This window comes from Pseudomonas viridiflava (assembly GCF_900184295.1).
GTDB lineage: Bacteria > Pseudomonadota > Gammaproteobacteria > Pseudomonadales > Pseudomonadaceae > Aquipseudomonas > Aquipseudomonas viridiflava.
The window spans coordinates 4,287,629-4,313,893 of the sequence record NZ_LT855380.1 but is presented as its reverse complement, the minus strand read 5'-3'; the positions used below and the strand labels follow the sequence as shown (position 1 = coordinate 4,313,893).

At 59.1% G+C, this 26,265-nt stretch carries 24 protein-coding genes; 10 read left to right on the top strand and 14 right to left on the bottom strand.

Annotation, left to right across the window (positions count from 1 at the left end):
- Window positions 1-276 precede the first annotated feature (276 nt).
- A complete protein-coding gene (locus CFBP1590_RS19250; RefSeq protein ID WP_029241937.1) occupies window positions 277-996 on the top strand; it encodes a UTRA domain-containing protein in 720 nt (239 codons plus the stop codon).
- 55 nt (window positions 997-1,051) lie between these two features.
- Here CFBP1590_RS19250 and CFBP1590_RS19245 read toward each other — a convergent pair whose 3' ends face one another.
- The 5 genes from CFBP1590_RS19245 to minC form a co-directional block, all read right to left on the bottom strand.
- The gene (locus CFBP1590_RS19245) at window positions 1,052-2,341 is read right to left on the bottom strand and encodes a M18 family aminopeptidase (protein ID WP_088235755.1); all 1,290 of its coding nucleotides are present in this window, start codon (window positions 2,339-2,341) and stop codon (window positions 1,052-1,054) included.
- A 183-nt stretch (window positions 2,342-2,524) separates the two neighbouring features.
- Window positions 2,525-3,160: an RluA family pseudouridine synthase gene (locus CFBP1590_RS19240; RefSeq protein WP_004879389.1), complete on the bottom strand. Its 636-nt coding sequence runs from the start codon at window positions 3,158-3,160 to the stop codon at window positions 2,525-2,527.
- 90 nt (window positions 3,161-3,250) lie between these two features.
- A complete protein-coding gene (minE, locus tag CFBP1590_RS19235; protein ID WP_004879390.1) occupies window positions 3,251-3,505 on the bottom strand; it encodes a cell division topological specificity factor MinE in 255 nt (84 codons plus the stop codon).
- Complete coding sequence (gene minD, locus CFBP1590_RS19230; RefSeq protein WP_043304722.1) at window positions 3,505-4,317, bottom strand: septum site-determining protein MinD; 813 nt, start codon at window positions 4,315-4,317, stop codon at window positions 3,505-3,507. Before minD ends, minE begins: the two co-directional genes overlap by 1 nt.
- Window positions 4,318-4,548: 231 nt before the next feature.
- Window positions 4,549-5,289 (bottom strand): septum site-determining protein MinC, encoded by a 741-nt coding sequence (gene minC / locus CFBP1590_RS19225; RefSeq protein ID WP_004879392.1) that lies wholly within the window; start codon window positions 5,287-5,289, stop codon window positions 4,549-4,551.
- Between the two features lie 120 nt (window positions 5,290-5,409).
- On the opposite strand from minC, the gene CFBP1590_RS19220 reads away from it, so the two are divergent.
- Both CFBP1590_RS19220 and CFBP1590_RS19215 read left to right on the top strand, forming a co-directional pair.
- Window positions 5,410-6,342, top strand: coding sequence for a lipid A biosynthesis lauroyl acyltransferase (locus CFBP1590_RS19220; protein WP_029241934.1), 933 nt, complete (start codon window positions 5,410-5,412; stop codon window positions 6,340-6,342).
- A gap of 32 nt (window positions 6,343-6,374) precedes the next feature.
- Window positions 6,375-7,559, top strand: coding sequence for a patatin-like phospholipase family protein (locus CFBP1590_RS19215; protein WP_088235754.1), 1,185 nt, complete (start codon window positions 6,375-6,377; stop codon window positions 7,557-7,559).
- A gap of 138 nt (window positions 7,560-7,697) precedes the next feature.
- Here CFBP1590_RS19215 and CFBP1590_RS19210 read toward each other — a convergent pair whose 3' ends face one another.
- Entirely contained in the window at window positions 7,698-8,147 is a 450-nt protein-coding gene (locus CFBP1590_RS19210; protein ID WP_088235753.1) for a MarR family winged helix-turn-helix transcriptional regulator, read from the bottom strand.
- 175 nt (window positions 8,148-8,322) lie between these two features.
- Between CFBP1590_RS19210 and aceE the strand changes: the two genes are divergently transcribed.
- On the top strand, window positions 8,323-10,992 hold the full coding sequence (aceE, locus tag CFBP1590_RS19205; protein ID WP_088235752.1) for a pyruvate dehydrogenase (acetyl-transferring), homodimeric type: 2,670 nt from the start codon (window positions 8,323-8,325) through the stop codon (window positions 10,990-10,992).
- Between the two features lie 57 nt (window positions 10,993-11,049).
- Here aceE and CFBP1590_RS19200 read toward each other — a convergent pair whose 3' ends face one another.
- The 3 genes from CFBP1590_RS19200 to mlaY form a co-directional block, all read right to left on the bottom strand.
- Complete coding sequence (locus CFBP1590_RS19200) at window positions 11,050-11,904, bottom strand: pirin family protein (protein ID WP_058431944.1); 855 nt, start codon at window positions 11,902-11,904, stop codon at window positions 11,050-11,052.
- Between the two features lie 197 nt (window positions 11,905-12,101).
- A complete protein-coding gene (locus CFBP1590_RS19195; protein WP_043304726.1) occupies window positions 12,102-12,914 on the bottom strand; it encodes an MlaA family lipoprotein in 813 nt (270 codons plus the stop codon).
- Window positions 12,907-14,205 carry a lipid asymmetry maintenance lipase MlaY gene (gene mlaY / locus CFBP1590_RS19190; RefSeq protein ID WP_004879401.1) on the bottom strand — a complete coding sequence of 433 codons (1,299 nt, stop codon included), beginning with the start codon at window positions 14,203-14,205 and terminating at the stop codon, window positions 12,907-12,909. The genes CFBP1590_RS19195 and mlaY overlap by 8 nt, the downstream gene beginning before the upstream one ends.
- Before the next feature lie 1,118 nt (window positions 14,206-15,323).
- Between mlaY and CFBP1590_RS19185 the strand changes: the two genes are divergently transcribed.
- From CFBP1590_RS19185 to CFBP1590_RS19175, 3 genes are all read left to right on the top strand, one after another.
- Window positions 15,324-16,178, top strand: coding sequence for a glycine betaine ABC transporter substrate-binding protein (locus tag CFBP1590_RS19185; protein WP_029241928.1), 855 nt, complete (start codon window positions 15,324-15,326; stop codon window positions 16,176-16,178).
- Window positions 16,179-16,412: 234 nt separating this feature from the next.
- Window positions 16,413-16,724 (top strand): DUF485 domain-containing protein, encoded by a 312-nt coding sequence (locus tag CFBP1590_RS19180; RefSeq protein WP_004879410.1) that lies wholly within the window; start codon window positions 16,413-16,415, stop codon window positions 16,722-16,724.
- Complete coding sequence (locus tag CFBP1590_RS19175) at window positions 16,721-18,379, top strand: cation acetate symporter (protein ID WP_025992966.1); 1,659 nt, start codon at window positions 16,721-16,723, stop codon at window positions 18,377-18,379. Before CFBP1590_RS19180 ends, CFBP1590_RS19175 begins: the two co-directional genes overlap by 4 nt.
- Window positions 18,380-18,470: 91 nt before the next feature.
- Here CFBP1590_RS19175 and CFBP1590_RS19170 read toward each other — a convergent pair whose 3' ends face one another.
- Entirely contained in the window at window positions 18,471-18,629 is a 159-nt protein-coding gene (locus CFBP1590_RS19170) for a DUF3309 family protein (RefSeq protein ID WP_004879412.1), read from the bottom strand.
- 290 nt (window positions 18,630-18,919) lie between these two features.
- Between CFBP1590_RS19170 and CFBP1590_RS19165 the strand changes: the two genes are divergently transcribed.
- From CFBP1590_RS19165 to csrA, 3 genes are all read left to right on the top strand, one after another.
- Window positions 18,920-19,297, top strand: a complete 378-nt coding sequence (locus tag CFBP1590_RS19165; protein WP_088235751.1) for a DUF2784 domain-containing protein — start codon at window positions 18,920-18,922, stop codon at window positions 19,295-19,297.
- A 103-nt stretch (window positions 19,298-19,400) separates the two neighbouring features.
- Window positions 19,401-20,213: an SDR family oxidoreductase gene (locus CFBP1590_RS19160; protein WP_088235750.1), complete on the top strand. Its 813-nt coding sequence runs from the start codon at window positions 19,401-19,403 to the stop codon at window positions 20,211-20,213.
- A 173-nt stretch (window positions 20,214-20,386) separates the two neighbouring features.
- The gene (gene csrA / locus CFBP1590_RS19155) at window positions 20,387-20,584 is read left to right on the top strand and encodes a carbon storage regulator CsrA (RefSeq protein WP_004879419.1); all 198 of its coding nucleotides are present in this window, start codon (window positions 20,387-20,389) and stop codon (window positions 20,582-20,584) included.
- Window positions 20,585-20,587: 3 nt separating this feature from the next.
- On the opposite strand, the gene CFBP1590_RS19150 is transcribed toward csrA, so the two are convergent.
- From CFBP1590_RS19150 to CFBP1590_RS19135, 4 genes are all read right to left on the bottom strand, one after another.
- On the bottom strand, window positions 20,588-20,815 hold the full coding sequence (locus tag CFBP1590_RS19150; RefSeq protein ID WP_004879420.1) for a YheU family protein: 228 nt from the start codon (window positions 20,813-20,815) through the stop codon (window positions 20,588-20,590).
- A gap of 529 nt (window positions 20,816-21,344) precedes the next feature.
- On the bottom strand, window positions 21,345-22,538 hold the full coding sequence (locus tag CFBP1590_RS19145; protein WP_057407747.1) for an osmoprotectant NAGGN system M42 family peptidase: 1,194 nt from the start codon (window positions 22,536-22,538) through the stop codon (window positions 21,345-21,347).
- An 83-nt stretch (window positions 22,539-22,621) separates the two neighbouring features.
- Complete coding sequence (ngg, locus tag CFBP1590_RS19140) at window positions 22,622-24,370, bottom strand: N-acetylglutaminylglutamine synthetase (protein WP_088235749.1); 1,749 nt, start codon at window positions 24,368-24,370, stop codon at window positions 22,622-22,624.
- Window positions 24,371-24,374: 4 nt separating this feature from the next.
- Window positions 24,375-26,147, bottom strand: coding sequence for an N-acetylglutaminylglutamine amidotransferase (locus CFBP1590_RS19135; protein WP_029241924.1), 1,773 nt, complete (start codon window positions 26,145-26,147; stop codon window positions 24,375-24,377).
- Between the last annotated feature and the right edge of the window lie 118 nt (window positions 26,148-26,265).

Below are 26,265 nucleotides of genomic sequence, written 5' to 3'. Positions count from 1 at the left end.
TAGGCCTGTTGCATGACATTTTCGTGTCGGGCCGCGTGGTTGATTCCACATTGCCTGCATTCGGGGACTGCCTGGCGCTAAGCGTAGACCAGACTCAAGTGCTTGCTGTTCAAGGGCTTGAGGGCGGTGTGAGCGGGGATTGGCATGGATCCTGTAGCAGCGTGTCACAGGACGGTCATAGACCCGGCCTAGGCTTGCTGCAACACGGCTGACGACAACGGCAGGGGTGAAAGCGTGCCCCACGACAGGGCTGGTCTAGTCCAGACAGGTAGCTGAATGCGCGAAGATGTGCCACGAGCGGTAACAACCATTTGCCACGCCCTGCAAGAGCAGATCGAGCACGGCCTGTTGCCGCCTGGCAGCAAACTGCCTGCCGAGCGCAAGCTCAGCGAGGTGTTCGACACCACGCGTATTACCTTGCGTGAGGCGCTTGTACAGCTGGAGGCAATGGGGCTGGTGTATCGCGAGGAACGTCGTGGCTGGTTCATATCGCCTCCGCGACTGGCCTATGACCTGATTCGTCGCAGTCACTTTCACGCGATGGTCTCGGCACAGGGACGAGTGGCGCACACTCAGGTCCTGTCGGCACGTCTGCAGCCTGCCTCGGCAATGATCTGCGCCATGCTGGAGCTGCCTGCGTTGTCCAGCGTCATTCAGATCTGCCGCGCACGTCGCATCGATCAGCGGTTGGTGCTGTACGTCGAGCACTACCTGAAGCCGGAGTTCTTTCCGGGGATTCTGGATTTCGACATGGAGCAGTCACTGACCGAATTGTATGCCCGTCAATACGACCTGCGTTACGGGCAGGTCCGCTTCGAGATGGTGCCCACCGCGTTGCACGCCGAAGCCGCAGCGGCTCTGAAAGTATCTGTCGGCAGTCCGGGTTTGCGCATTGCGCGGATCAACTACGACCAGCAGGGCCGTCTGATCGATTGCGATCTGGAATACTGGCGTCACGATGCCATTCACGTGAGCGCAATGGTGCGGGATATCTGAGGGATGAAGCCTGTTGTCCGCGGGCCGCCGAGGCCCGCGAACGTAATGCGCGGGGTTACGGCAGCTCGTGGTTGGCGTAGAAGGCGGTGAGTACCTTGACCAGATGCGTCAGGTCATGGCTGCCGGCCAGCTCGCGAATCGAGTGCATGGCGAAGGTCGGCAGACCGATGTCGACGGTGCGGATACCCAGATGGCTGGCGGTGATCGGCCCGATGGTCGAGCCGCACGCCATGTCGCTGCGCACCACAAAACTCTGTACCGGCACTTCTTCGGCCATGCACAGATGGCGGAAGAAACCGGCGGTTTCGCTGTTGGTGGCGTAACGCTGGTTGCTGTTGACCTTGATCACCGGCCCGGCGTTGAGCTTCGGTCCGTGGTTGGCGTCGTGCTTGTCGGCATAATTGGGGTGAATGCCGTGGGCGTTGTCAGCCGAGATCAGCAGCGATCTCTGGATGGTACGCACGTAGTCTTCGCTGCTCGGCAGCAGGCGCTGAACGATCTGTTCCAGCATCGCGCTGTCCGCACCGCAGGCTGACGACGAGCCGACTTCCTCGTGGTCGGTGCACACCAGCAGGGCGGTTTCATCGCTGTCGCTGTTGAGCAGCGCCTGCAGCCCGGCGAAACAGGACAACAGGTTGTCCAGACGCGCACCGGCCAGGAAGTCGCCGTTCAGGCCGACCACTGCAGCGCTTTGGGTGTCGTAGAAGCTCAACTCGTAATCCAGCACCACGTCGGCGTTCAAGCCATGTTCGCGCGCCAGTTGATCGGTCAGCAGGGCGCGGAAGTCTGCACGTTCGTCACCGGCCACCTGGGCCAGGATCGGTGGCAGTTCGTTCTGCGGATTGATCGGCCAGCCTTCGTTGGCGGTGCGGTTCAGGTGGATCGCCAGATTGGGAATGATCGCGATCGGCAACTTGAAGTCGATCAGCTGGCTTTCGACCTTGCCGTCACGACGGAACGTGACACGGCCGGCCAGCGACAGGTCGCGGTCGAACCACGGGGCCAGCAGTGCGCCGCCGTAGACTTCCACGCCCAGTTGCCAGAAACCCTGACGTTGCAGCTCGGGTTGCGGCTTGACCCGCAGGCACGGGCTGTCGGTGTGCGCGCCGACCATGCGGATACCGCCGGTCAGTGGCGACTGACGGCCCATGCGGACGGCGACGATGGAGGAGTCATTGCGCGTGACGTAGTAACGCCCGCCGGTCTCGATGGACCAGGTGTCGCGCTCGTCCAGACGCTGAAAACCGGCAGCTTCAAGGTGTTGTACGAGGGTGGCGGTGGCATGGAACGGTGTAGGAGAGGCCTTGAGGAAATCGATCAGGCCTTTATTCAACTCTTCGCGCATAACTAGCTCCAGACAGCAATGGCGCGAGTTTACCGCATTGGCCGCGAACTCTGTACGTGGGAAACGCCGCTATCGCTCGCAGCCATACGAGATTTCGGCAAGCTGCCTCCGCTCCCACCAGAGCTGCGCTTGTTCAGCGAGCTAAATGCTTTATACGCGAACGCTTGTCTGCGAATGTCGACATCAAAACGGAGCAGGGCACTCAAAGGTCAGACGCTCGCCGGTCACCGGATGCGTGAAACTCAGCATGCTGGCATGCAGGCACAGACGCGGGTATGCCGCCAGCGCCTCGGGATGTGCATACAGGCCGTCGCCGAGCAGCGGGTGCCCGATGGACAGCATGTGCACCCGCAACTGGTGCGAGCGACCGGTGATCGGGGTCAGCTCGACACGGCAGTGCGTATCGTAGCGCTCGATGATCTTCCAGAACGTCAGCGCGTGCTTGCCCGCCTCGTGGTCCACCACATGACGCGGTTTGGTCGGCGGGTCGTAGCGCAATGGCAGGTCGATACTGCCGCTGTCCAGCGCAGGCTGGCCCCAGCACAGCGCGGTGTAGGCCTTTTCGGTTTCACGGTCATGAAACTGACGCGACAGCTCACGATGGGTGTCGGCATCGCGGGCCAGCAGAATGATGCCCGAGGTTTCCCAATCCAGACGATGGACGATGCGGGCTTCGGGGTAGCCGTTTTCCTGCAGACGGGTAATCAGGCAGTCCTTGTTGTCGTCGGCACGACCGGGAACGGACAGCAGCAGGGTAGGCTTATCGATCACCAGAACGGCGGCGTCCTGATGAATGATGCGGATGTTCGACAACGGCATGCAACGGCCTCGAAACGCGAGAAACGCCAACGGCGGTAAAGGCGCTACCTCTTGATGAGGGCACCGATACCGCCGAAGACGACTGCCTGATCAGCGATCGGGCAGAGTGATATTGAGTTCCAGAATCGAACAACTGCCCTGGTTTTCCAGAGCGACCTGTACCTGATCGGACTCGATATTGACGTATTTGCGGATCACTTCCACCAGTTCCTTCTGCAGTGCAGGAAGGTAGTCCGGTGTGCTGCGCTGGCCACGTTCGTGGGCAACGATGATCTGCAGACGCTCTTTCGCTACCGAGGCCGTGCTTTCTTTTTTGCGGTCACGAAAGAAGTCAAAAATGTTCATTAATTGCTCCCGAACAGGCGTTCAAACAATCCTTTCTTCTTCATATCCAGGAACCGGTGGTCCACCGTCTTGCCCAGCAGGCGGTCAACGGCGTCACTGTACGCCTGACCTGCGTCGCTCTGGTCGTCGAGGATAACGGGCACGCCCTGGTTGGAGGCCTTGAGTACCGCTTGCGACTCGGGAATGACGCCCAGCAGCGTGACAGCAAGGATTTCCTTGACGTCTTCAACACCGAGCATCTCGCCCTTGCTGACGCGCTCAGGGTTGTAGCGAGTCAACAGCAGGTGTTCCTTGATCGGGTCTTCGCCGTTCTCGGCGCGGCGGGATTTGCTGGCCAGCAGGCCCAGCATGCGATCGGAGTCACGGACCGACGACACTTCAGGGTTGGTCACGACGATCGCTTCGTCGGCGAAGTACATCGCCAGGTGCGCGCCGGTTTCGATACCTGCCGGAGAATCGCAGACGATGTATTCGAACGTTTCTTTGAGTTCCATCAGGACTCTTTCGACGCCTTCCTTGGTCAGTGCTTCCTTGTCACGGGTCTGGCTGGCTGCAAGTACGAACAGACCTTCGATCTTCTTGTCCTTGATCAGCGCCTGCTGCAGATTGGCCTCGCCGTTGACCACGTTGACGAAGTCGTAAACGACACGACGTTCGCAACCCATGATCAGGTCGAGGTTACGCAGGCCGACGTCGAAGTCGACGATGACAGTCTTGTGGCCGCGCATGGCGAGGCCTGTACCGATAGCGGCGCTGGTGGTGGTCTTGCCCACACCACCCTTGCCGGATGTAACAACGAGAATCTTGGCCAAGGTGAATCACCCCTAGAGGAAAAGGACTTTTGGTCCCTGAAGAGCATCCCTTGACGCGGCGTCAGTCGAAGAATCAAGGAAATCGTATGGCCTGGTCCTGGAAAGAGAGCTGGACGCTGCAACTTTCGACTCATTTACCGGCTGAAGAGCAGCGCTCCCCAGGATTTCCTACAACCTTTACTACGTTTTCGCGACGAATCAGGGATACTTTGAAAATTGCGGCAGTATCCGTTAAAGCCGAATGATGTTCAACACATCACCGGAAAGGCTGACCTGGACCGGCGAGCCCCAAAGCGGGTCCCTGCGCAGGTCTTCAGACACCTTGTACTGCCCGGCGATTGAAATGAGTTCAGCGCTCAACTGCTGGCAGAAAATCCGTGCCTTGGTATCGCCCTTGATACCTGCCAGTGCTCTACCGCGCATTGGGCCGTACACATGGATGTTTCCATCGGCCAGAAGTTCCGCACCGGGACTGACCGGAGCAACCACTACCAGATCGCCACCCTGGGCATAAATCTGCTGGCCACCACGTACCGGCGCCGTGATTACGCGGGTTGGCTTGATGGTCGGTTCAGGCGGTTTTTCCGGAATTTTTTTCGGCGCTTCGGCTTCGACAGGGTCCAGCACGCGCTCACGGGCACCGGACGGCGGCAGCACCGGCAGATCGACTGCGATGGCGGCGGCGATGTCTTCGATGCGGTTGGCGCGGATCGCCAGGGTACGCAAGCCATGCTGGCGACAGATGCGCACCAGCCCCGGCAGGTCGACCGAGCCCTCGTTGGGCGCAAGTTTGTCCAGAGCCAGGATCAGCGGCGTGTTGCTGAAGAAGTTGGGCGCCTGCGCGACCTTGGCCGCCAGTTGCCGGTCAAGCGCTTCAAGATTGGTTCGGGCCAGCTCCATCACTGTGATGGCAAGCATGCTGCCCTTGAGCTGAAATACAGGTTCCGGGTTTTGCGATTCAATCTGGCTCATGGTCGGCTTACACAACAGCTTGTCGCTAAAAGTGCCGAGACTTATAACGAGAACGCCCGCAGGCCGCAAGCCGGTCGAACCGATGTAGAATGCGCGGCCTTTGTTCTGACGGAAGCCCAAATGGATCGCCCGCGCTTTAACGCCCGTTTCCTTCACCCTCGTTTCTGGCCGCTATGGCTGGGGCTGGGGCTTCTGTGGCTGATCGTGCAGCTGCCGTTTCGTGTGCTGCTGGTCATCGGTCGGCTGCTTGGGGCGGTCATGTACCGGGTCGCCACTGATCGAAAATATATTGCCTCGCGCAATCTGGAGCTGTGTTTTCCTCGGATGTCCGCCGCTGAACGCAAGCGCCTGCTCAAGGAAAACTTTGCCTCCACCGGCATCGCCTTCTTCGAAATGGCCATGAGCTGGTGGTGGTCGAAACAGCGACTGGCCAGACTGGCCCATGTCGAAGGGCTGGAGCACCTGCAGAACGCGCAACAGAAGGGTGAGGGCGTGATTCTGATGGCCTTGCATTTCACGACGCTGGAAATCGGCGCGGCGCTGCTCGGTCAGCAACACACCATCGACGGCATGTACCGCGAACACCGCAACCCATTGTTCGACTTTGTCCAGCGTCGCGGACGTGAGCGCCACAATCTGGACTCGCTGGCGGTCGAGCGCGAAGACGTGCGCGGCATGCTCAAACTGCTGCGTGCGGGCCGGGCGATCTGGTACGCACCGGATCAGGACTATGGCGCCAAGCAGAGCGTGTTCGTGCCGCTGTTCGGCATCCAGGCCGCGACTGTGACGGCGACGAGCAAGTTCGCCAAGCTGGGTCGCGCCCAGGTCGTACCGTTCACTCAGCAGCGTCTGGCGGACGGCAGTGGCTATCGGCTGGTGATCCATCCGCCTATGCAGGATTTTCCCGGCGAGAGCGACGAAGCCGATTGCCTGCGCATCAATCAATGGGTAGAAAGTGCTATCACTGAATGCCCATCGCAATATCTTTGGGCCCATCGACGCTTCAAGAGTCGACCAGCCGGTGAACCGAAGCTATACAGGAAGCATAAATAAAAAGCGTCGTTGATCACCGAGGTCAGTTGTAGATGCCAGAATCCGCCGTAGCGACACCTGCTGCACACGATGTCGAGCCTGTCACCGGGCTCATTCTTTCAGGCGGCGGCGCACGTGCCGCGTATCAGGTGGGAGTACTGGCAGGCATTGCCGATCTGTTGCCTCCCGGCTCACCCAATCCCTTTCCCGTTATCGTCGGCACGTCGGCCGGTGCGATCAACGCCGTGAAACTGGCCAGCGGCGCGTTGCACTTTCGTATCGCCATCCATCAGCTGACCGAGTTCTGGCAGTCGTTTCGCAGCCATCAGGTGTTGCGCAGCGACTGGCCGGGGGTGATTCGTCAGGCCGGACGATTCTTCGGGCGCAGCATGACTGGCCTGGGTCGCAACATTCCGGTTGCGCTGCTCAACAGCTCGCCCTTGCGTGACCTGTTGACCGAGCGTCTGGATCTGGACGGAATCGAGGCGGCCATCGAAGCGCATCACCTGCGTGCGGTCGCGGTCACCGCATTTGGTTACGAGTCCGGTCAGGCGGTCACGTTCTATCAGGGGCGCGGCACTATCGAGCCCTGGCTGCGTCACCGGCGCGTTGGAAAGCCTACTCGGTTGACGATCGAACACCTGCTGGCCAGCTCTGCCATTCCACTGCTGTTCGCGCCGATCAAGCTTGAGGATGAGTACTTCGGTGATGGTGCCGTGCGTCAGTCGGCACCGATCAGTCCGGCGCTTCATCTGGGCGCCAATCGCGTGCTGGTGGTCGGCGTCAGTGGCAATCCGCATGGCTTGCACGCCAGGAAGCTGGCCCCGCGTCCCACCAGTGGCGCGCAACCCAGCATGGCGCAGATCAGCGGCCACATGCTCAACAGCACCTTCATCGACAACCTGGAAAGCGATATCGAACTGCTCGAGCGGCTGAACATGGCCAGTTCGCTGATCAAGGACGAGGAGGCCCGGAGTCAGCCAGGACTGGCCCCGGTCGAGGTGCTGGTAATTTCCCCGAGCCGGCCGCTGGATGAAATCGCCGCCCGTCACCGCCGCGAGCTGCCACCTGCCTTGCGCACGTTCCTGCGCGGACCGGGCGCAACCAAGACCAGTGGTGCCAGCGTCTTGAGCTATCTGCTGTTCGAATCGGGCTATTGCAGCGAACTGATCGAACTGGGACGGCATGATGCGATTGCACAAGGGGCGGAGTTGAAGCGGTTTCTGCGACTGCCTTGAGTGGCTCCCCGGCAGGTTGGGTGCCTGCTGTTGAAATACCCGCTATTTCAACCGCCTGACCTGCAAGTCTCCGCAAGGCGGGCAGATCGATTACCGGCTCGTGAAAAGCGCCCTGCAACGCTACCGGCTGACCTGATGTCAGCCCTTGCCACTTTGACGGGCCGCCAGTGCGGCGCGCTCCAGTGCGTCGGCGAAAACCTGACGCTGTTGCGTGTCGAACTGCGCCAGAAACAACTCATCAACTGCCGCTTCGTAGATCGTCCACATGCGTTTACGCAACGTCCGACCTTTGTCGGTAATGGTTGCGACCGCACCCCGGCCGTCACTGTCGGACCGATGGCGTTCGACCAGACCTTCGCTTTCAAGTCGGTCGATCAGGCGCGTCAGGTTGTAGCGCTCAATCGCCATGACGTCGGCCAGTTCATGCATGCGTCGCGTGCCCTCGGCACCGCTTTCCACGCCCCAGAGCGCGTCATACCACGCGTACGGAGGCAGTTCGGCTGCAGCCAGGCGCCGTTCGATTTCGCGAATCAGACAGCGGTGCGCCCTGACGAATCTGAACCACGTATCCGGTTCGGCTGACGACATGAATCACCTTTCGCTGAAATTTGATTGGGTTGCAATTGTAACTGAGCACGAGATAAATTCAGGTATGTGATTGCAATTGCAATCAGATTTTCGAAGTGGGCGCTTATCCAGCGCCCCTTCGCCATGGCGCCGAAAGGTCCGGCGCCCACTGCCGCATCACCAGTAGGAGACGACGATGGCACAGCAACCCCGGTATCTTGACGAGGATCCGCAGGAAACCCGCGAATGGATCGAATCGATTGAGTCTGTCCTTCACAGCGAGGGGCGCTCGCGCGCGCATTACCTGATCGATCAGTTGCTGGATTTCGATGTCGCGCAGCACGGCGACTTCTACGGCCGGGTCACGACGCCCTACGTGAACACCATCCCCAGTGATCGCCAGCAGCCTTACCCGGGCGATCTGCAGGTCGAAAAACGGATCAATGCCTTTATCCGCTGGAACGCGCTGGCCATGGTGCTGCGCGCTGGCAAGCACTCGGGTGTGGGCGGACACATCGCCTCCTACGCTTCGGCGGCGGTGCTTTATGACGTGGGTTTCGACCATTTTTTTCGTGGTCGCACCGAGCAGTTTGCCGGTGATCTGGTTTACATCCAGGGCCATTCTTCGCCGGGAATCTATGGCCGGGCGTATCTGGAAGGCCGCCTGAGCGAGGAGCAACTGGACAACTTCCGTCGTGAAACCGACCGCGACGGTATCTCCTCCTACCCGCACCCGCGTCTGATGCCAGACTTCTGGCAGTTCCCGACCGTGTCCATGGGGCTTGGCCCGATCACGGCGGCGTATCAGGCGCGCTTCATGCGTTATCTTGAAAACCGTGGTCTCAAGGAGCATCAGGGCCGCAAGGTCTGGGCATTCCTGGGCGACGGCGAGATGGATCAGCCCGAGTCGCAGGCTGCCATCGCACTGGCCGGGCGTGAGAAGCTCGATAACATCATCTTCGTGGTCAACTGCAATCTGCAGCGTCTGGACGGCCCGGTCCGCGGTAACAGCAAGGTCATTCAGGAGTTCGAAAGCCTGTATCGCGCCGCCGGCTGGAACGTGATCAAGGTTATCTGGGGCAGTGGCTGGGATGCATTGCTTGAGAAGGACAAGAGCGGTCTGTTGCGTCAGCGCATGATGGAATGCGTGGACGGCGACTATCAGAATTACAAATCCCAGAACGGCGCCTATGTGCGCGAGCACTTCTTCGGCAAATATCCGCAGTTGCTGGAGCTGGTCAGCGACATGACCGACGACGAAATCTGGAAGCTCTCCCGTGGCGGTCATGACCCGGAGAAGGTCCATAACGCTTACGCCGCCGCCATGCGGCACAAGGGCGGACCGACGGTGATTCTGGCCAAGACCGTCAAAGGATTCGGCATGGGCGAGGCGGGTGAAGGGCAGAACATCAATCACCAGTTGAAGAAGCTTGGTGCAGAAGCCGTCAAGGCATTCCGTGACCGCTTCTCGCTGGAGATCACGGACGAGCAACTGGGCGATCTGCCTTACCTCAAGCCCGCCGAAGGCAGTACGGAGGCGTTGTATCTCAAGGCCCGACGCGCGCAACTGGGCGGCTACATACCGGCCCGGTTCAGTGATGCACAAACCTTGCAGATCCCGCCACTTTCAACCCTGGAAACTCAGCTCAAGGGTACGGGTGAGCGCGAGATATCGACGACCATGGCATTCGTGCGCATCCTGTCGACGCTGCTCAAGGACCCGAACATCGGCAAACTCATCGTGCCGATCGTGCCTGACGAGTCGCGAACGTTCGGCATGGAAAACCTGTTTCGGCAGATCGGCATCCATTCCCACGTCGGCCAGTTGTACACGCCGCAGGATGCCGGGCAACTGAGCTACTACAAGGAAAGCAAGGACGGGCAGATCATGCAGGAAGGGCTCAACGAGTCCGGTGCCATCTCTTCCTGGATCGCAGCCAGTACGTCGTACGCCAACCACGGCGTGATGACCGTGCCGTTTTACATCTTCTATTCGATGTTCGGTTTCCAGCGTGTCGGCGATCTTGCCTGGGCGGCGGGTGATGCCCGGGCGCGCGGGTTCCTGCTGGGCGCCACGTCCGGACGTACGACCCTGATGGGCGAAGGTCTGCAGCATGATGACGGCCACAGCCATGTCATGTCCTCGACCATCCCTTGCTGCGTGTCCTACGACCCGACCTTTGCCTTCGAACTGGCGGTCATCATTCAGGATGGCATGCGGCGCATGTTTGCGGAAAACGAAGACATCTACTACTACATCACGCTGCTCAACGAGAACTACCCGCACCCCGATCTGCCCGAAGGCGCCGAGGCCGGCATCATCAAAGGCATGTACCCGCTGAAGGCCAGCGCTTCGAACAACGCTGGGCGACATGTGCAGTTGATGGGATGCGGTTCGATTCTGCTGGAAGTCATTGCGGCAGCCAGGCTGCTTGAAGAAGACTTCGGTGTGAGCAGTGAAATCTGGAGTGTCACCAGCCTCACCGAACTGCGCCGCGAAGGGCAGGACGTCGAGCGCTGGAACCTGTTGAACCCTGCGCAGGAACCGCGCATGAGTTACGTGGAAAGCTGTCTGGCGGACAGGGAGGGGCCGGTCATCGTTGCGACCGATTACATGAAAATCTTTGCTGACCAGATCCGTCCTTTCGTACCGATGCGCCGTTTCGTGGCTCTAGGCACTGACGGCTTCGGTCAGTCCGATACGCGTGAATCGCTCAGGCACTTCTTTGAGGTCGATCGCTATTTTGTGGCCTTGGCAGCCCTGAAGGCGCTCGCGGATGACGGCAAAATCGAGCGCACGCGGGTAGCCGAGGCGATCGAACGCTACAAGATCAACCCGCAGAAGCAAAACCCGGTTCTGGTGTAATGCCGCTTCCGTGTACAGCGCAGCCACGCTTCGCTGTACACGTGGACGCGCGATGCATCATGCCGTCAGACGGTCATCCCGGAAGTCGCGCAATGCCTGTTCGATTTCCTCACGGGTGTTCATCACGAACGGCCCGTACTGCACGATCGGCTCACGCAGGGGTTTGCCGGCAATCAGCAATACCCGTGCGCCGTCGGCGCTCTTGATCCGCAGCTCACCTTCATCGCCCAGCCGCACCATGCGGCTGGCGCCGATGGATTGTGCGCAGCCTTCGACCTCGATGCTGCCTTCGTACACATACAGCAGCGCACGATGGCCTTGCGGGATACGCGGGCTGATGTGGCTGCCAGTCGGCATATGGAAGTCGAAATACAACGGTTCGGTGTCAGGACGCTGTACGGCACCGACCTGTTGAATCCGGCCGTCATCGAACTGACCGGCGATCAGCACCACCTCGACGCCTTCCTGCGTGGTCAGGTGCGGAATATTTTCCGGCTGAATGTCCTGATAGCTGGCATCGGCCAGTTTGTTCTTGCCGGGCAGGTTCAGCCACAGCTGGAAACCGCGCATCACGCCTTCTTCCTGCTCTGGCATCTCGCTGTGAATGATCCCGCGCGCTGCGGTCATCCACTGCACGCCACCGCCTTGCAGAAGGCCGACGTTACCCATGTGGTCTTCGTGGCGCATACGGCCTTCGAGCATGTAGGTCACGGTTTCAAAGCCGCGGTGCGGATGTGGCGGGAAGCCTGCGATGTAATCGTCGGGTTTGTCCGAACCAAACTCGTCGAGCATCAGAAAAGGATCGAACTGCTCCACACCCTGACCACCAAATACCCGGGTCAGGCGCACACCGGCACCATCCGACGTCGGCTGGCCTGCCTGGATCGCCAGTACTTTACGAAACTGAGTCATGAAAAAAGGCACTCTTGTAAGGTAACAATGACGGCATGGTATGCCTGTTCAATCGATGGATGGATTTGAATAGTGGGGTGTATCAATCGAATTGATCGATGTTTGGAGTGCTCCGGGTGCAGGTCCATGCGAGACACGTCTTAAACAAAAACGGCCAGCCCGATCACTCGGGCTGGCCGTTTTTCTACAGGTTTCGCTTATTCGGCGATCTGCAGCTTGCGCGACTCGGTGTAGACGTAGCGCACCTTCTCGTATTCGAACGGCGAGTTCAGCTGGCCGTATCGGAAGCTGGTCACATAACGCCTGTCAATGGCTCGCAACAGCATGATTTCCGGATGGTCATTACTGACGTCGGCTACGTTGAGGAAGTTGATCTGCATTTCGGCGGCGAAGTCGAACACCAGCCCGCCGGTATCACGCAGGTTGGACGGACCAAACAGTGGCAGCACCAGATACGGGCCTGCCGGCACGCCGTAGAAGCCCAGCGTCTGACCGAAGTCTTCGCTCTGACGTGGCAGGCCCATCATGGTGGCAGGGTCCCACAGGCCGGCGACACCGATGGTGGTGTTGAGCAGCAGGCGTCCGGTGGTTTCCAGCGAGCGCTGGCCCTTGAACTGGAACAGGCTGTTCAGCAGGTTGGGCACGTCGCCCAGGTTGCTGAAGAAGTTGCTCACACCACTGCGCACAAATCCAGGCGTAATGTAGCGATAGCCGTTCACGACCGGCAGGAATACCCACTCGTCGAAACGGTAGTTGAAGTGATAGACCCGGCGGTTCCAGGACTCCAGCGGATCGTAGACTTCCAGCGCGTTGATGGAGGCGCGCTCGAACTCACGCTGATCAAGGCCCGGGTTGAACTGCAGGGACTTGAGCGGCTGGGTGAAGCCATCCGCATCTACCTGGCGCAGGACGGTCGCCGGGTGCTCGGCCTTGTTGCTGGTGACCGCGTCAGCGGCGTGAACCGTACCGGCACAGAGCAGGGCGGCAAGGAGTAAAAGACGTTTAGCCACGGAAGAACTCCAGCATGGCGTCGCTGTTGACGCGGTAATTGATGTTGCCGCAATGGCCGCCGTAAGGATAAACGGTCAGGCGATCGCCGAAAGTCTTGCGCAGAAAGCCCAGATCACCCGAACCCAGAATCACGTCGTCTGCGTTGTGCATGACTGAAATCTTGCTGCTGTTGTGCAGGTAATCCTTCAGTGCATACAGGCTGACCTGATCGACCAGCTGCAGCAGGCTGCCACCGTCGGTGCGGGCACGCCACATCGGGATGACCTGTTCGGTCAGGTAGCAGTCGAAGTCGCACTGCAGGGCACGCTTGAGAAACGGCGTCAGGCTGGTGCCTTCAGTGATCGGGAATTTCGGTGGGGTGATCAGACCGCGACGGTTGATCAGGTCGGACGTGAACGCGATGTCAGCCGAGGAGAAGCGGAACGAGGTGCCGATCAGCATCGCCATCTGTTCATTGGTCAGGTGCTGCTTGGACTGCTGGAAGTCGAAAAGCAGGGCGTCGTTCAGGTCGATGTAACCCTTCTGGCGGAAGTAACGCGTCAACTTGGCCAGTACCAGTTCGTAGAACGTGGTGGTGTTGTTGATGCCCTTGACGTTGGTCTGGACCATTTTGTCGAGGTTGGTGATCGAGGTGTAAAGGTTGACCGGCGGATTGAGCAACAGCACTTTCTTGAAGTTGAAGCTGCGACGGGTTTCATCCAGTTGGCTGACGAACGCGGCGTTCAGTGCCCCGAGGCTGTAGCCGGTCAGGTAGTAGTCTGTCACTGGAAGTTGCGCCTGTTGTGCACGAATGGCCTGCATCACGCGGTACAGGTCTTCGGCGTCATCCTTGGAGATGCCAGGCGTTGCGAAACGTGAAGCCGAACTCATGAAGTCGTAGCTGGTGGGCGACGACAACTGAACGACGTGATAACCCGCGCCGTAATACAGTTTCTTCAGGAATTCATTTATCGTGCTGTTGTAGGGGGCGCCAGTGCCCGCGATCAGGAAGATCAGTGGTGCGGCGTGATCCTGTTTGGCCAGTCGATAGTGAAGCTTTTTTACGGCCCAGAAGTTGTCGGGCAGGGTGAACTCGCGCTCAGGGTGCAGGTTGAGTGTGTACACATCCTGATCGATGTCTTCGTCATCAGGCAGGTCGGGACGCAAGTCAGGAGGTGTTGTAGCAATGGTCGCTTCGAACGGATTAGTCAGCGGGTAGCCATAAGTGGCGGGGTCGACATTCGTCGCCAGAGCGGACGCACTTAAACACAGGCCACCAATAACGGTAGCGAAGCGCAGAAAACGGAGCATGACTAAATCCCTTGGGAAAGAAGTGCTGATGAGGTACGCAGGCTATGACCACTGGTGTAGTGCCAAAGTGCCGCATTGCGGGTGCGAACCTTGTAAACCTGACGGAACAATACACGGTCTGTGGATTTTGCAATGCAGATCTGTGCTTTTTTTTCGGCCAAATCGAATTTGGTTCGTATCCAGCGTGCCTGCGTCCCGTTTCAGGAGGCAGTCCTGCCTGTCAGAAGGGGTTTGAGGGCCGTTGGGTGCAAAGATTCGGCAGTCCTGAAAATAAAACCCGAATGCCAGACAGCACAAAGGAGAGCCGAGGCTCTCCTTCTAATGTGTTTCACGTGCTCTTCTTATTGTTATAGGCGGTCTGTTGTTGTTTTTGGTGACCTGACCTTTACCGCGTTTCAGTGCGACCCCCATCCGGGGTCAAGAGCAAACGTATTTTTTTGAGCGCTGACTTGCTTCAACCCTTTGTCTGCACAACATCGGGGTCCAACCGGTTCTGGAGCTACCTGAAGGTAGTTTTATTGTTCTCTGTCCGATTGCGGGGCCTCGCGAGGCGAAGTCCCTGTAAAGCTGATCCACTCCAAAAAAATCTGTTAGCTGCGTCTCTGTCCGTGTTGTTCTTGTTATGTCAGAGCCGTTACGTCTTGTTTTTATTGGTTTGCTGCACATTTCTTGTTTTTGTTGTGCCTGAGAGATAGCAGTTGCCATGCCAACTTTTTAAAGTCATTTAAAAACAATGACTTGCTGAAAATCGGTGCAAATCGAAGCCCTGTCTTTTTGCGGTAATGTTTCCGTGTTACCCGAAAAGGCTTCCGGAAGTGAGTCTTCGGTAACACATCCTGTTTCTATGCTGGTGTGAACCCCATCGAGGCGTTTTTCGGAACGTGGTGTCGCTGATGGCTGTGTGATGTCGTTTCCCGTTGTCCCGGTGTCGCAGGCAGAGCATGCCGGATCGCGGCGCAGGCCGATGATCAGTGTGCGTTACGGTGCGTGCGTTGCGCGCAGGAGCGATCAAGACGTGCAGGTCGCAGCTCGCTCCGGATTCGGGTGGGCATGCGGCATGAAAAACAACGTTAACCCTGTCCGACAGCCGTCGGCGCAGGACTTCCGGGGAAGTGACGATGAAGATGCGAAAAATCCTGGGGGCGGGTGCCGCGCTGGTACTTGCTGTCAGCTCCACGCTGGCCCTTGCTGAAACCAAGACGCTGACCATTGGCTATGTAGAAGGCTGGTCCGATAGCGTAGCCACCACCTTCGTGGCATCCGAAGTGCTCAAGCAAAAGCTCGGTTATGACGTCAAACTGCAGTCCGTTGCGGCCGGAATCATGTGGCAGGCGGTGGCCACCGACAAGCTCGACATGATCCTGTCCGCCTGGCTGCCGAGCACCCATGGGGAGTATTACGCCAAGTACAAGGATCAGGTCGTCAACTACGGCCCCAACTTCAAGGACGCCAAGATCGGCCTGATCGTGCCGGAATACGTGAAGGCCAAGAGCATTGAAGACCTCAAGACCGATGAGTCCTTCAAGAAGAAGATCACCGGTATCGACGCAGGGTCGGGCGTGATGATCAAGACCGATCAGGCCATCAAGGACTACGGGCTTGAAGGTTACAAGCTGCAGGCCAGTTCCGGTGCAGGCATGATTTCCGCGTTGACCCGGGCCGAAGAGCGCAAGGAGTCGATTGCCGTGACCGGCTGGGTGCCGCACTGGATGTTCGCCAAATGGAAACTGCGATTCCTGGAAGACCCGAAGGGCGTTTACGGTGCGGCTGAAACCGTCGACAACGTCGCAAGCCTGGGCCTTGAGAAAAAGGCACCGGACGCCGTGGCCTTCCTGAAAAAATTCCAGTGGGCGTCGAAAGACGAAATTGGCGAGGTGATGTTGGCCATTCAGGACGGCGCCAAGCCTGAAGCGGCTGCCAAGGACTGGGTGTCCAAACACCCGGATCGTGTGGCTGCCTGGACCGGTAAGTAACTGCGAAGCCTCTGTATCAGTGTTTTCAAGGCCGTCTGGCGTTCTTGTCAGACGGCCTTTTGTTTGCCCGCGATAAAGTTTTCAAGCGCCTTGAGCGTTCTTGCCTGCGGATTGGGAGCAGCATCACGAATCTACGACTAATGTCGTTCTAATACTAAGGTCGTCTGGAGTGCGCGCCGGACCTGACTAAAGTGGAATACGTGACATCTCATCTGTGCTGCGAGGACAAAAACAATGAACGACAGCATTTACCTCTCGATTCAAAACAGCCCGCGATTCAAGGAGCTGGTTTCCAAGAGAGAGCGTTTCGCCTGGATTCTCTCGGCGATCATGCTTGGGCTCTATGCCGCATTCATCCTGATGATTGCGTACGGGCCACATATCCTGGGTGCCAAACTGAGCGCGACCTCTTCTATTACCTGGGGAATGCCGATCGGGGTTGGACTGATTGTCTCGGCATTCGTCCTGACGGCCATCTACGTGCGCCGTGCCAACGGTGAATTCGACGACCTGAACAATGCGATTCTCAAGGAGGCTCAGCAATGATCCGTCGTCTATCCCTGGCCATTGGCCTGTCCATCTGTGCGCCGGCCCTCATGGCGGCGGATGCCCTCACCGGGGCGGTACAGAAACAACCCCTGAACGTCTCGGCGATCGTGATGTTCCTGGCATTCGTGGGCTTTACGCTCTACATCACCTACTGGGCCTCGAAGAAAAACAAGACAGCGTCGGACTACTACTCGGCGGGCGGCAAGATCACCGGTTTTCAGAACGGTCTGGCCATCGCGGGCGACTACATGTCGGCGGCGTCCTTCCTGGGTATTTCCGCACTGGTGTACACCTCCGGCTACGATGGCCTGATCTACTCGATCGGCTTCCTGGTGGGCTGGCCGATCATTCTGTTCCTGATCGCCGAGCGCCTGCGTAACCTGGGTAAATACACCTTCGCCGACGTTGCTTCCTACCGCCTCAAGCAGAAAGAGATTCGTACCCTGTCGGCCTGCGGTTCGCTGGTCGTGGTTGCGTTCTACCTGATTGCCCAGATGGTCGGTGCCGGCAAGCTGATCCAGCTGCTGTTCGGTCTGGATTACACAGTGGCCGTTGTCCTGGTCGGTATCCTGATGTGCCTGTACGTGCTGTTTGGCGGCATGCTGGCCACCACCTGGGTACAGATCATCAAAGCGGTGATGCTGCTGTCCGGTGCCTCGTTCATGGCGCTGATGGTGATGAAGCACGTCAACTTCGACTTCAACATGCTGTTCTCCGAGGCCATCAAGGTTCACCCCAAAGGTGAAGCGATCATGAGCCCCGGCGGGCTGGTGAAGGATCCTATCTCGGCGTTCTCGCTGGGTCTGGCCCTGATGTTCGGTACCGCAGGCCTGCCTCACATCCTGATGCGCTTCTTCACCGTGAGCGACGCCAAGGAAGCCCGCAAGTCGGTGCTCTACGCCACCGGTTTCATCGGCTACTTCTACATCCTGACCTTCATCATTGGTTTCGGCGCGATCCTGCTGGTCAGCACCAACCCGATGTTCAAGGACGCGGCAGGTGCTCTGTTGGGCGGTAACAACATGGCAGCGGTGCATCTGGCCGACGCAGTGGGCGGCAGTCTGTTCCTGGGCTTCATCTCGGCGGTTGCGTTCGCCACCATCCTGGCCGTGGTTGCCGGTCTGACCCTTGCCGGTGCATCGGCGGTGTCTCATGACCTGTACGCCAGTGTGATCAAGGCAGGCAAGGCCAACGAGAAGGACGAGATTCGTATCTCTAAGATCACCACCATTGCGCTGGCGGTCGTGGCCATCCTGTTGGGTATCGCCTTCGAAAGCCAGAACATCGCGTTCATGGTAGGTCTGGCGTTCTCGGTAGCGGCAAGCTGCAACTTCCCGATCCTGCTGCTTTCCATGTACTGGAAAAACCTGACCACCCGTGGCGCCATGATCGGCGGCTGGATGGGTCTGATCAGTGCGGTCGTGCTGATGGTGCTGGGTCCTACCATTTGGGTGCAGATCCTGCACAACCCGAAAGCCATCTTCCCTTACGAATACCCGGCGCTGTTCTCCATCGCCATCGCATTCGTGGGCATCTGGTTCTTCTCCATCACCGACAAGTCGAAAGCGGCAGAGGGCGAGCGCGCCTTGTTCTTCCCGCAGTTCGTACGTTCGCAGACTGGCTTGGGTGCCAGCGGTGCGGTGTCACACTAAGCAGTACGCTTCATGAAAAAAGCAGCCCTCGGGCTGCTTTTTTTGTGCAATAAAAAGCCCCGCGGGTGAGGGCGGGGCTTTGGCAGGAACGTTATATTCTGCCGAGCAATACCAGAATCAGCAGAATGACCAGGATCGTACCGATCACGCCCGATGGACCGTAGCCCCAGCTGCGCGAGTGCGGGAAGACCGGCAGACCGCCGACCAGCAGCAGAATCAGAACGATGATAAGAATAGTGCCGATGCCCATGACGTGAGTTCCTTCTTGTAATTCCGGTTAGAGTTCCTGCAGTTAAAAGCTCTTGGCTCTGAAGCCTTGAGTTTTAGCTGCTTGAAACATCCGACTCTGGCCGTTCATGAAAGGTTCTATCGTCGTTGAATAAAATCTTACAATTTTTAAAGGTCATGAAAAACAATGAGTTGCGTCGATTGTTTTTGGATTTGATAGTTCAAAACGGATTAATAAAGGGTGTTAAAAGATTGAACTAACGGGCGGTTTATAAATCCGCCCGCTCGATTCACTACTTCAAAGGTGTACCGATGATCTTCCGCCTGGCTGCAGATGCAGTTGTCACGTTTCACCTGCTGTTCATCATATTCGTGCTGCTGGGCGGCTTGCTGATTCTGCGTTGGCCGTGGACAGCGCTGTTGCACCTTCCTGCCATGACCTGGGGGGCTGCAGTCGAATTCCTGCATTTGTACTGCCCGTTGACGCCGCTGGAGAATGCCTTGCGCAGCAGAGCGGGCGATCAGGGTTACGACGGCGGTTTCATCGAGCATTACCTGATCCCGCTGATCTATCCCGCAGGGCTGACCCCACAGATTCAGCTCTGGCTGGGCGGTATCGTTCTGCTGATCAACGCATCGGTATACGGGGCATTGCTCGTCCGTGGCGTGCGCAGGTTCAGGCGCGGATAACACACAGGTTTGCTCCGGGTATTCAGCGTTCTGATGTTGGGGTTGTCCGGCTCCGGCAGTGATTACACTCCGTCTATTCCTGCACATCACAAGGCATTCCGCTATGCAAAACCGCATCATGATTACTGGCGCCGGTTCGGGTCTGGGCCGTGAAATTGCACTGCGCTGGGCGCGCGAGGGCTGGCGTCTGGCACTGTCGGACGTCAATGACGCCGGTTTGCAGGAAACCCTGAGCCTGGTACGCGAAGCAGGCGGTGACGGTTTCGTTCAGCGCTGCGATGTGCGCGACTACAGCCAGTTGACCGCCTTCGCTCAGGCGTGCGAAGAGCGTTTCGGTGGTATCGACATCATCGTCAATAATGCAGGTGTCGCCTCGGGCGGTTTCTTCAACGAGCTGTCGCTGGAAGACTGGGACTGGCAGATCGCGATCAATCTCATGGGCGTGGTCAAGGGCTGCAAGGCGTTCCTGCCGATGCTGCAGGCAAGCAAGGGCAAGATCATCAACATCGCCTCAATGGCTGCGCTGATGCAGGCGCCGGCCATGAGCAACTACAACGTGGCCAAGGCGGGCGTGGTTGCCCTGTCAGAAAGTCTGCTGGTTGAACTGCGTGATCAGGAGGTCGGTGTGCATGTTGTCTGCCCATCGTTCTTCCAGACCAACCTGCTGGATTCCTTTCGCGGACCTACACCGTCGATGAAGGCGCAGATCGGCAGGCTGCTGGAAAAATCCCCGATCACGGCCAGCGACATCGCCAACCACATCTTCGAGCAGGTCGGCAAAGGCGAGTTCATGATCCTGCCTCACGAAGAAGGACGCATGGCGTGGGAGCTCAAGCGCAAACACCCCGAGGCCATGTATGAGGAAATGACGGTCATGTGCGGCAAGATGCGCGCCAAGACACGGCAGACAAATTGACGGTGTCCGACTGTTCAGCGTGAGTTTTTCAGTTTTTTTGACCCGTAGGTAGGACGTTTCCTTCAGTGCGCTCCGGCGCACGTGAAGGACGTTACTGATTTGCCATCATCGTATTGAAGCCCTCGATTCTGCCCTGCACCCTGACTCTTTTGTAACAACACGAGAGTCGAAAAATGCTGGTACTGACGCGGGAAATTGGCGAGACCTTTTCGATCGGTGATGACATCACCGTGCAGATCCTGGGTGTGAATGGCAATCAGGTCCGCCTGGGTATCGACGCACCCAAGGACATCAAGATCCACCGCGCCGAGGTGTTTCGGCGCATTGCCAACAAGCTGGCAGAGCAGCAGCCGGGATCACCCGCTGCCTGATACTCAGTCGAAGAATTCCTTGGGCACGTCGTGCTTGAGCATCAACTGACACTGCTGGCTTTCCAGGTCGAAGAAAATCACCGCCTGCCCCTTGGTCAGCGCGTGCCGCACCCGCAGCACGCGGGTCTGCAATGGCGTTTCGTCGCCATTGTCAGTGCCTTCGCGGGTGACGAAGTCTTCGATCAGACGGGTGAGGGTATCGGGTTCAAGCTGGTCGTAGGGGATGAGCATGGCGGTTCTCGAGTCGATAGCCGACGATGATAGTGCGGTGATGGCAGGTGTCGCAATTCATATGGCTGTCAGCAAGGCCTGCCTCGACACTGATCGTGCCCATCGCTCCGCGTGGGCATGCCTTCCGTGACGCTCCGCGTCACAAATGGCACAGACTGTGGATTCAGTTAGCCGGGCGCATGGCTCAGGTCACCTTTGCGCCCTTACGGCGCGCTACTTTGAGGGACCAAAGTAGCCAAAGTCCTTCGCTCCGGTTCCGGCCCCGGCTTCGCCGGGGTTCCTTCGTCCTGACGCTGATTCGGGGGTCGCTGCAAATGGGCCATCCATGGCCCAGTGCAGCTCAATCGGCATCCATGCCGATTGCCCCCCGAATCAGCGCCAGGACTCAGCCTTCACCCATGTCGCAATCGGCGGTGTCCGCACTATCGCGCAAAAAAGCACGGCAGTGCTGCTGTCTCACTGGAGAGCCAAGTGACGTGTGTACCGCTATCAATGTGCAGCGAAAACCATAGCTGCGATCTGAAAGCGTTTATTCCTCGCGATTCTGCCCGATCAGGCTGTCTACCGGCGGCACCCGTGTATCGGATTCCATCTGCGCGTCGTGCTCGATCTGATGGCTGAACTGATCCAGTGAGGCCTGGGCCGGTTTGGCATCGCTGGCAAAGACCGGCGGGCTGAGCATGTAGGCGCCCAGCAGTTTGCTCAGGGCCGCAAGGCTGTCGATGTGCGTACGTTCGTAGCCATGGGTTGCGTCGCAGCCGAATGCCAGCAGGGCAGTGCGGATGTCGTGGCCCGAGGTGACGGCCGAGTGCGCATCACTGTAGTAGTAACGGAACAGGTCGCGGCGCACCGGCAGTTCATTGTCCACGCCCAGACGCAGCAGGTGGCGCGACAGGTGATAATCGTAAGGTCCGCCCGAATCCTGCATCGCTACGCTGACCGCATGCTCGCTGGAGTGCTGGCCCGGCGCGACCGGTGCGATGTCGATGCCGACGAATTCACTCACGTCCCACGGCAACACGCCTGCGGCACCTGTACCGGTTTCTTCGGTGATCGTGAACAGCGGGTGACAGTCGATCAGCGGCTCCGCGCCACTGTCGACGATGGATTTCAGCGCGGCCAAGAGGGCCGCAACACCGGCCTTGTCGTCAAGGTGACGGGCGCTGATGTGGCCGCTTTCAGTGAACTCCGGCAACGGATCGAAGGCCACGAAGTCGCCGATTCCAATCCCCAGCGACTCACAGTCGGCGCGGGTGGTGCAGTAGGCGTCCAGACGCAGTTCGACGTGGTCCCAGCTGATCGGCATTTCATCGACTGCGGTATTGAATGCGTGTCCCGAAGCCATCAGCGGCAACACGCTGCCCCGAATGATGCCGGTGTCGGTGAACACACTCACCCGGCTGCCTTCGGCAAAGCGGCTCGACCAGCAGCCGACGGCGGCGAGGGCCAGACGGCCGTTGTCCTTGACCTCGCGGACGCTGGCACCGATGGTGTCCAGGTGCGCGGAGACGGCACGGTCGGGTGAATTCTGTTTGCCCTTGAGCGTCGCGCGAATGGTGCCGCGGCGCGTCAGTTCGAACGGAATGCCTATTTCTTCGAGACGTTCGGCGACGTAGCGCACGATCGTATCGGTGAAGCCGGTCGGGCTTGGGATCGCGAGCATTTCCAACAGCACTTTCTGCAGGTACTTCAGATCCGGATCGGGGATATTTGCAGGGGTCATGGAAGGCTCCTATTGGGTCAATCGGAAAGCCGCGGGCCGAAGCGGCAATACAGTCGCCGCTTCGGTCCAGCGCTTGTAGCTGTCTAGTTGTGCGCAGGCAGGCTGTGCGGGAACAGCAGGTCGACGAAGCGTTCAGCGGTCGGTTGAGGCTCGTGGTTAGCGAGTCCGACGCGCTCATTGGCTTCGATGAACACATACTCCGGCTGGTCGGCAGCCGGAACCATCAGGTCCAGGCCGACCACCGGAATGTCCAGTGCGCGGGCAGCCCGTACAGCGGCGTCCACCAGTACCGGATGCAGAATGGCCGTGACGTCTTCCAGGCAGCCGCCGGTGTGCAGGTTGGCGGTGCGGCGCACAGCCAGTCGCTCATCCATCGGCAGAACGGTGGAGTAGTCGTGGCCGGCCTCGCGCACGGTGCGTTCGGTCTCGCCATCCATGGGGATGCGGCTCTCGCCATCGGTCGCAGCCTCGCGACGACGGCTCTGGGCTTCGATCAACTGCTTGATGGTATGGCGACCATCGCCAATGATCTCGGCGGGGCGGCGTATCGCTGCGGCAACCACTTCGAAACCGATCACCACGATGCGCAGGTCCAGACCTTCGTGAAAACTTTCCAGAATCACGCGGCTGTCGAACTGCTTTGCACGCTCGATGGCGTTCTGTACATCTTCCGGCGTGCGCAGGTCAACGGCAACGCCTTGGCCCTGCTCGCCGTCCAGCGGCTTGACCACAATCTGGCCGTGCTCTTCAAGAAAAGCGCGATTCTGTTCCTCGCTCCCAGCGCGTTGCTGAGCCGGGAGGCGCAGACCGGCTGCCTTCAGAGCGCGGTGCGTCAGGCTTTTGTCCTGGCACAGGGTCATGCTCACGGCACTGGTCAGATCGCTCAGCGACTCGCGGCAGCGAATGCGACGCCCGCCATAGCTGAGGGTGAAAAGCCCCGCGTCCGCATCATCGACCTGAACGTCGATCCCACGCCGATGAGCTTCTTCGACGATGATCCGTGCATAAGGGTTGAACTCCGCCTGCGGCCCAGGACCGAGGAACAGCGACTCGTTGATGCCGTTCTTGCGCTTGATGGCGAAGGTTTGCAGGTTACGGAAATTCAGCTTGGCGTACAGCGCCTTGGCCTGTTCGTTGTCATGCAGGACCGATAGGTCAAGGTAGCTCAGGCCACGGCTCATGAAGTGCTCTACCAGATGTCGGACCAGCACCTCACCCACACCCGGACGCGTGCACTGCGGATCGACCGCGAGGCACCACAGGCTGCTGCCTTTTTCCGGATCATTGAAGGCTTTCTGATGGTTGAGCCCCATCACACTGCCGATCACGGTGTTGGTGCTTTCATCCTCTGCGATCCAGTACACCGGACCGCCCTGATGACGCGGCGTCAGCAGCGAATGATCGATCGGCAACATGCCACGTGCCAGATACAGGTTATTGATGGCCTGCCAGTCGGACTCGCTCTGCGCGCGACGAATGCGATAGCCGCGAAATACACGTTGTGCCGGGCGGTAGTCGCTGAACCACAAACGCAGCGTGTCTGACGGATCAAGAAACAGTTGCTGCGGAGACTGGGCCAGCACCTGTTGGGGCGCAGCCACGTAGAGCGCAATATCACGCTCACCCGGTTTCTCGTTCAGCAGCTCATGAGCCAGCGCAGCCGGATCAGGGTAGGTGTGGCCGATCAGCAGGCGGCCCCAGCCGCAGTGCAGCGCCAGAGGCTCGGCCTCCAGCAGACTGCCATCTTCGGCAAACCGTGCCTGCAGACGTTCGTACGAGGGCGACTGTCGGCGCAACAGGCGTTGGCTGTAAGTCGTCGCATTCTGTTTCATGGGATCACAGTCCTTGTTCGCTGAGCCACAGGTTCAGCGCTGCCAACTGCCACAGCTTCGAGCCACGCAGCGGGGTGAGTTGACCTTCCGGGTTGGTCAGCAACTTGTCGATCATGGCCGGATTGAACAGACCACGGTCCTGACTGGAATCGGTCAACAACTCGCGCACCCAGTTCAGGGTATCGCCCTGCAAGTGCTTGAGGCCGGGCACCGGAAAGTAGCCTTTCTTGCGATCGATCACTTCGGATGGAATGACCATGCGCGCCGCTTCTTTGAGCACATGCTTGCCGCCGTCCGGCAGCTTGAACTTGCCAGGAATGCGGGCGGACAGTTCGACCAGACGGTAGTCCAGGAACGGCGTACGCGCTTCCAGGCCCCAGGCCATGGTCATGTTATCGACACGTTTGACCGGGTCATCCACTAGCATCACAGTGCTGTCCAGACGCAGGGCCTTGTCGACAGCGGCGCTCGCGCCCGGCTGGGCAAAGTGGTCGCGGACAAAGTCACCGGCTGCGTCGTTGGCGGTCAGCCACTTCGGCTGCACGGTTTCTGCATATTCTGCGTAGCTGCGGTCGACAAAGGCGTCGCGATAGGCGGCCACTGGATCGTTCGCACCGTCAACCTGTGGATACCAGTGGTAACCGGCGAACAGCTCGTCAGCACCCTGGCCGCTCTGAACGACCTTGCAATGCTTGGCCACTTCACGCGACAGCAGGTAAAACGCGATGCAGTCGTGGCTGACCATCGGCTCGCTCATCGCACGGAAGGCGGCGGGCAGTTGCTCGATGATCTCGCTTTCCTGGATTCGCAGCTGATGGTGACGGGTGCCGTAATGCTTGGCGATGAGGTCCGAATACTGAAACTCGTCGCCGCGCTCGCCACCGGCATCCTGGAAACCGATGGAGAAGGTCGACAGGTCTTCGACGCCCACTTCGCGCAGCAGACCGACCAGCATGCTGGAATCGACACCGCCCGACAGCAGCACGCCGACATCCACCGCAGCACGTTGACGAATCGCCACGGCTTCACGGGTGCTGTCGAGCACGCGGTCGCGCCAGTCTTCCAGGGTGAGGTTTTTCTCGTCCTCATGAGGACCGTACGGCAGCGTCCACCAGACTTTCTGTTCGACCTGACCGCTGGCGTCAATGCGCATCCAGCTGGCCGGTGGCAGCTTCTCGACGCCTGCCAGCAGCGTGCGTGGCGCAGGGACCACGGCGTGGAAGTTCAGGTAATGGTTGAGCGCGACCGGATCGAGCATCGGGCTGATATCGCCGCCCTTGAGCAGCGCAGGCAGCGACGAGGCGAAACGCAGACGCTTGTCGGTCTTCGACAGGTACAACGGCTTGACGCCCAGACGGTCGCGGGCGATGAACAGGCGCTTGCTGTCACGCTCCCATATGGCGAACGCGAACATGCCGTTGAGCTTGGGCAGCATGTCTGCGCCCCACGCGTGATAGCCCTTGAGCAGCACTTCGGTATCGCCACCGGAATGGAACTGATAGCCCAGCGCTTCCAGCTCGGCACGCAGTTCCGGGAAGTTGTAGATCGCACCGTTGAAGGCCATGGACAGGCCAAGGTGGCTGTCGATCATCGGCTGCGCCGACCCATCGGACAGGTCCATGATTTTCAGGCGGCGATGACCAAGGGCAATCGGCCCCTGGCTGTGAAAACCCCACGCATCCGGGCCGCGAGGCGCCAGCTCATGGGTAATGCGTTCAACAGCGGCAAGGTCCGCTGGTTGATGGTCGAAACGTAGTTCACCTGCTAATCCGCACATAAGTCCTTACCGGGTTTCCGTTGGGGAGGTGGCTGAGAAAGTCCAGCCACCCAGAAACTGACCCGAGGCAAAGACGGTAGTTTTAGAACAAAAAGTTATAAAGATCAGGGCTCTCTGG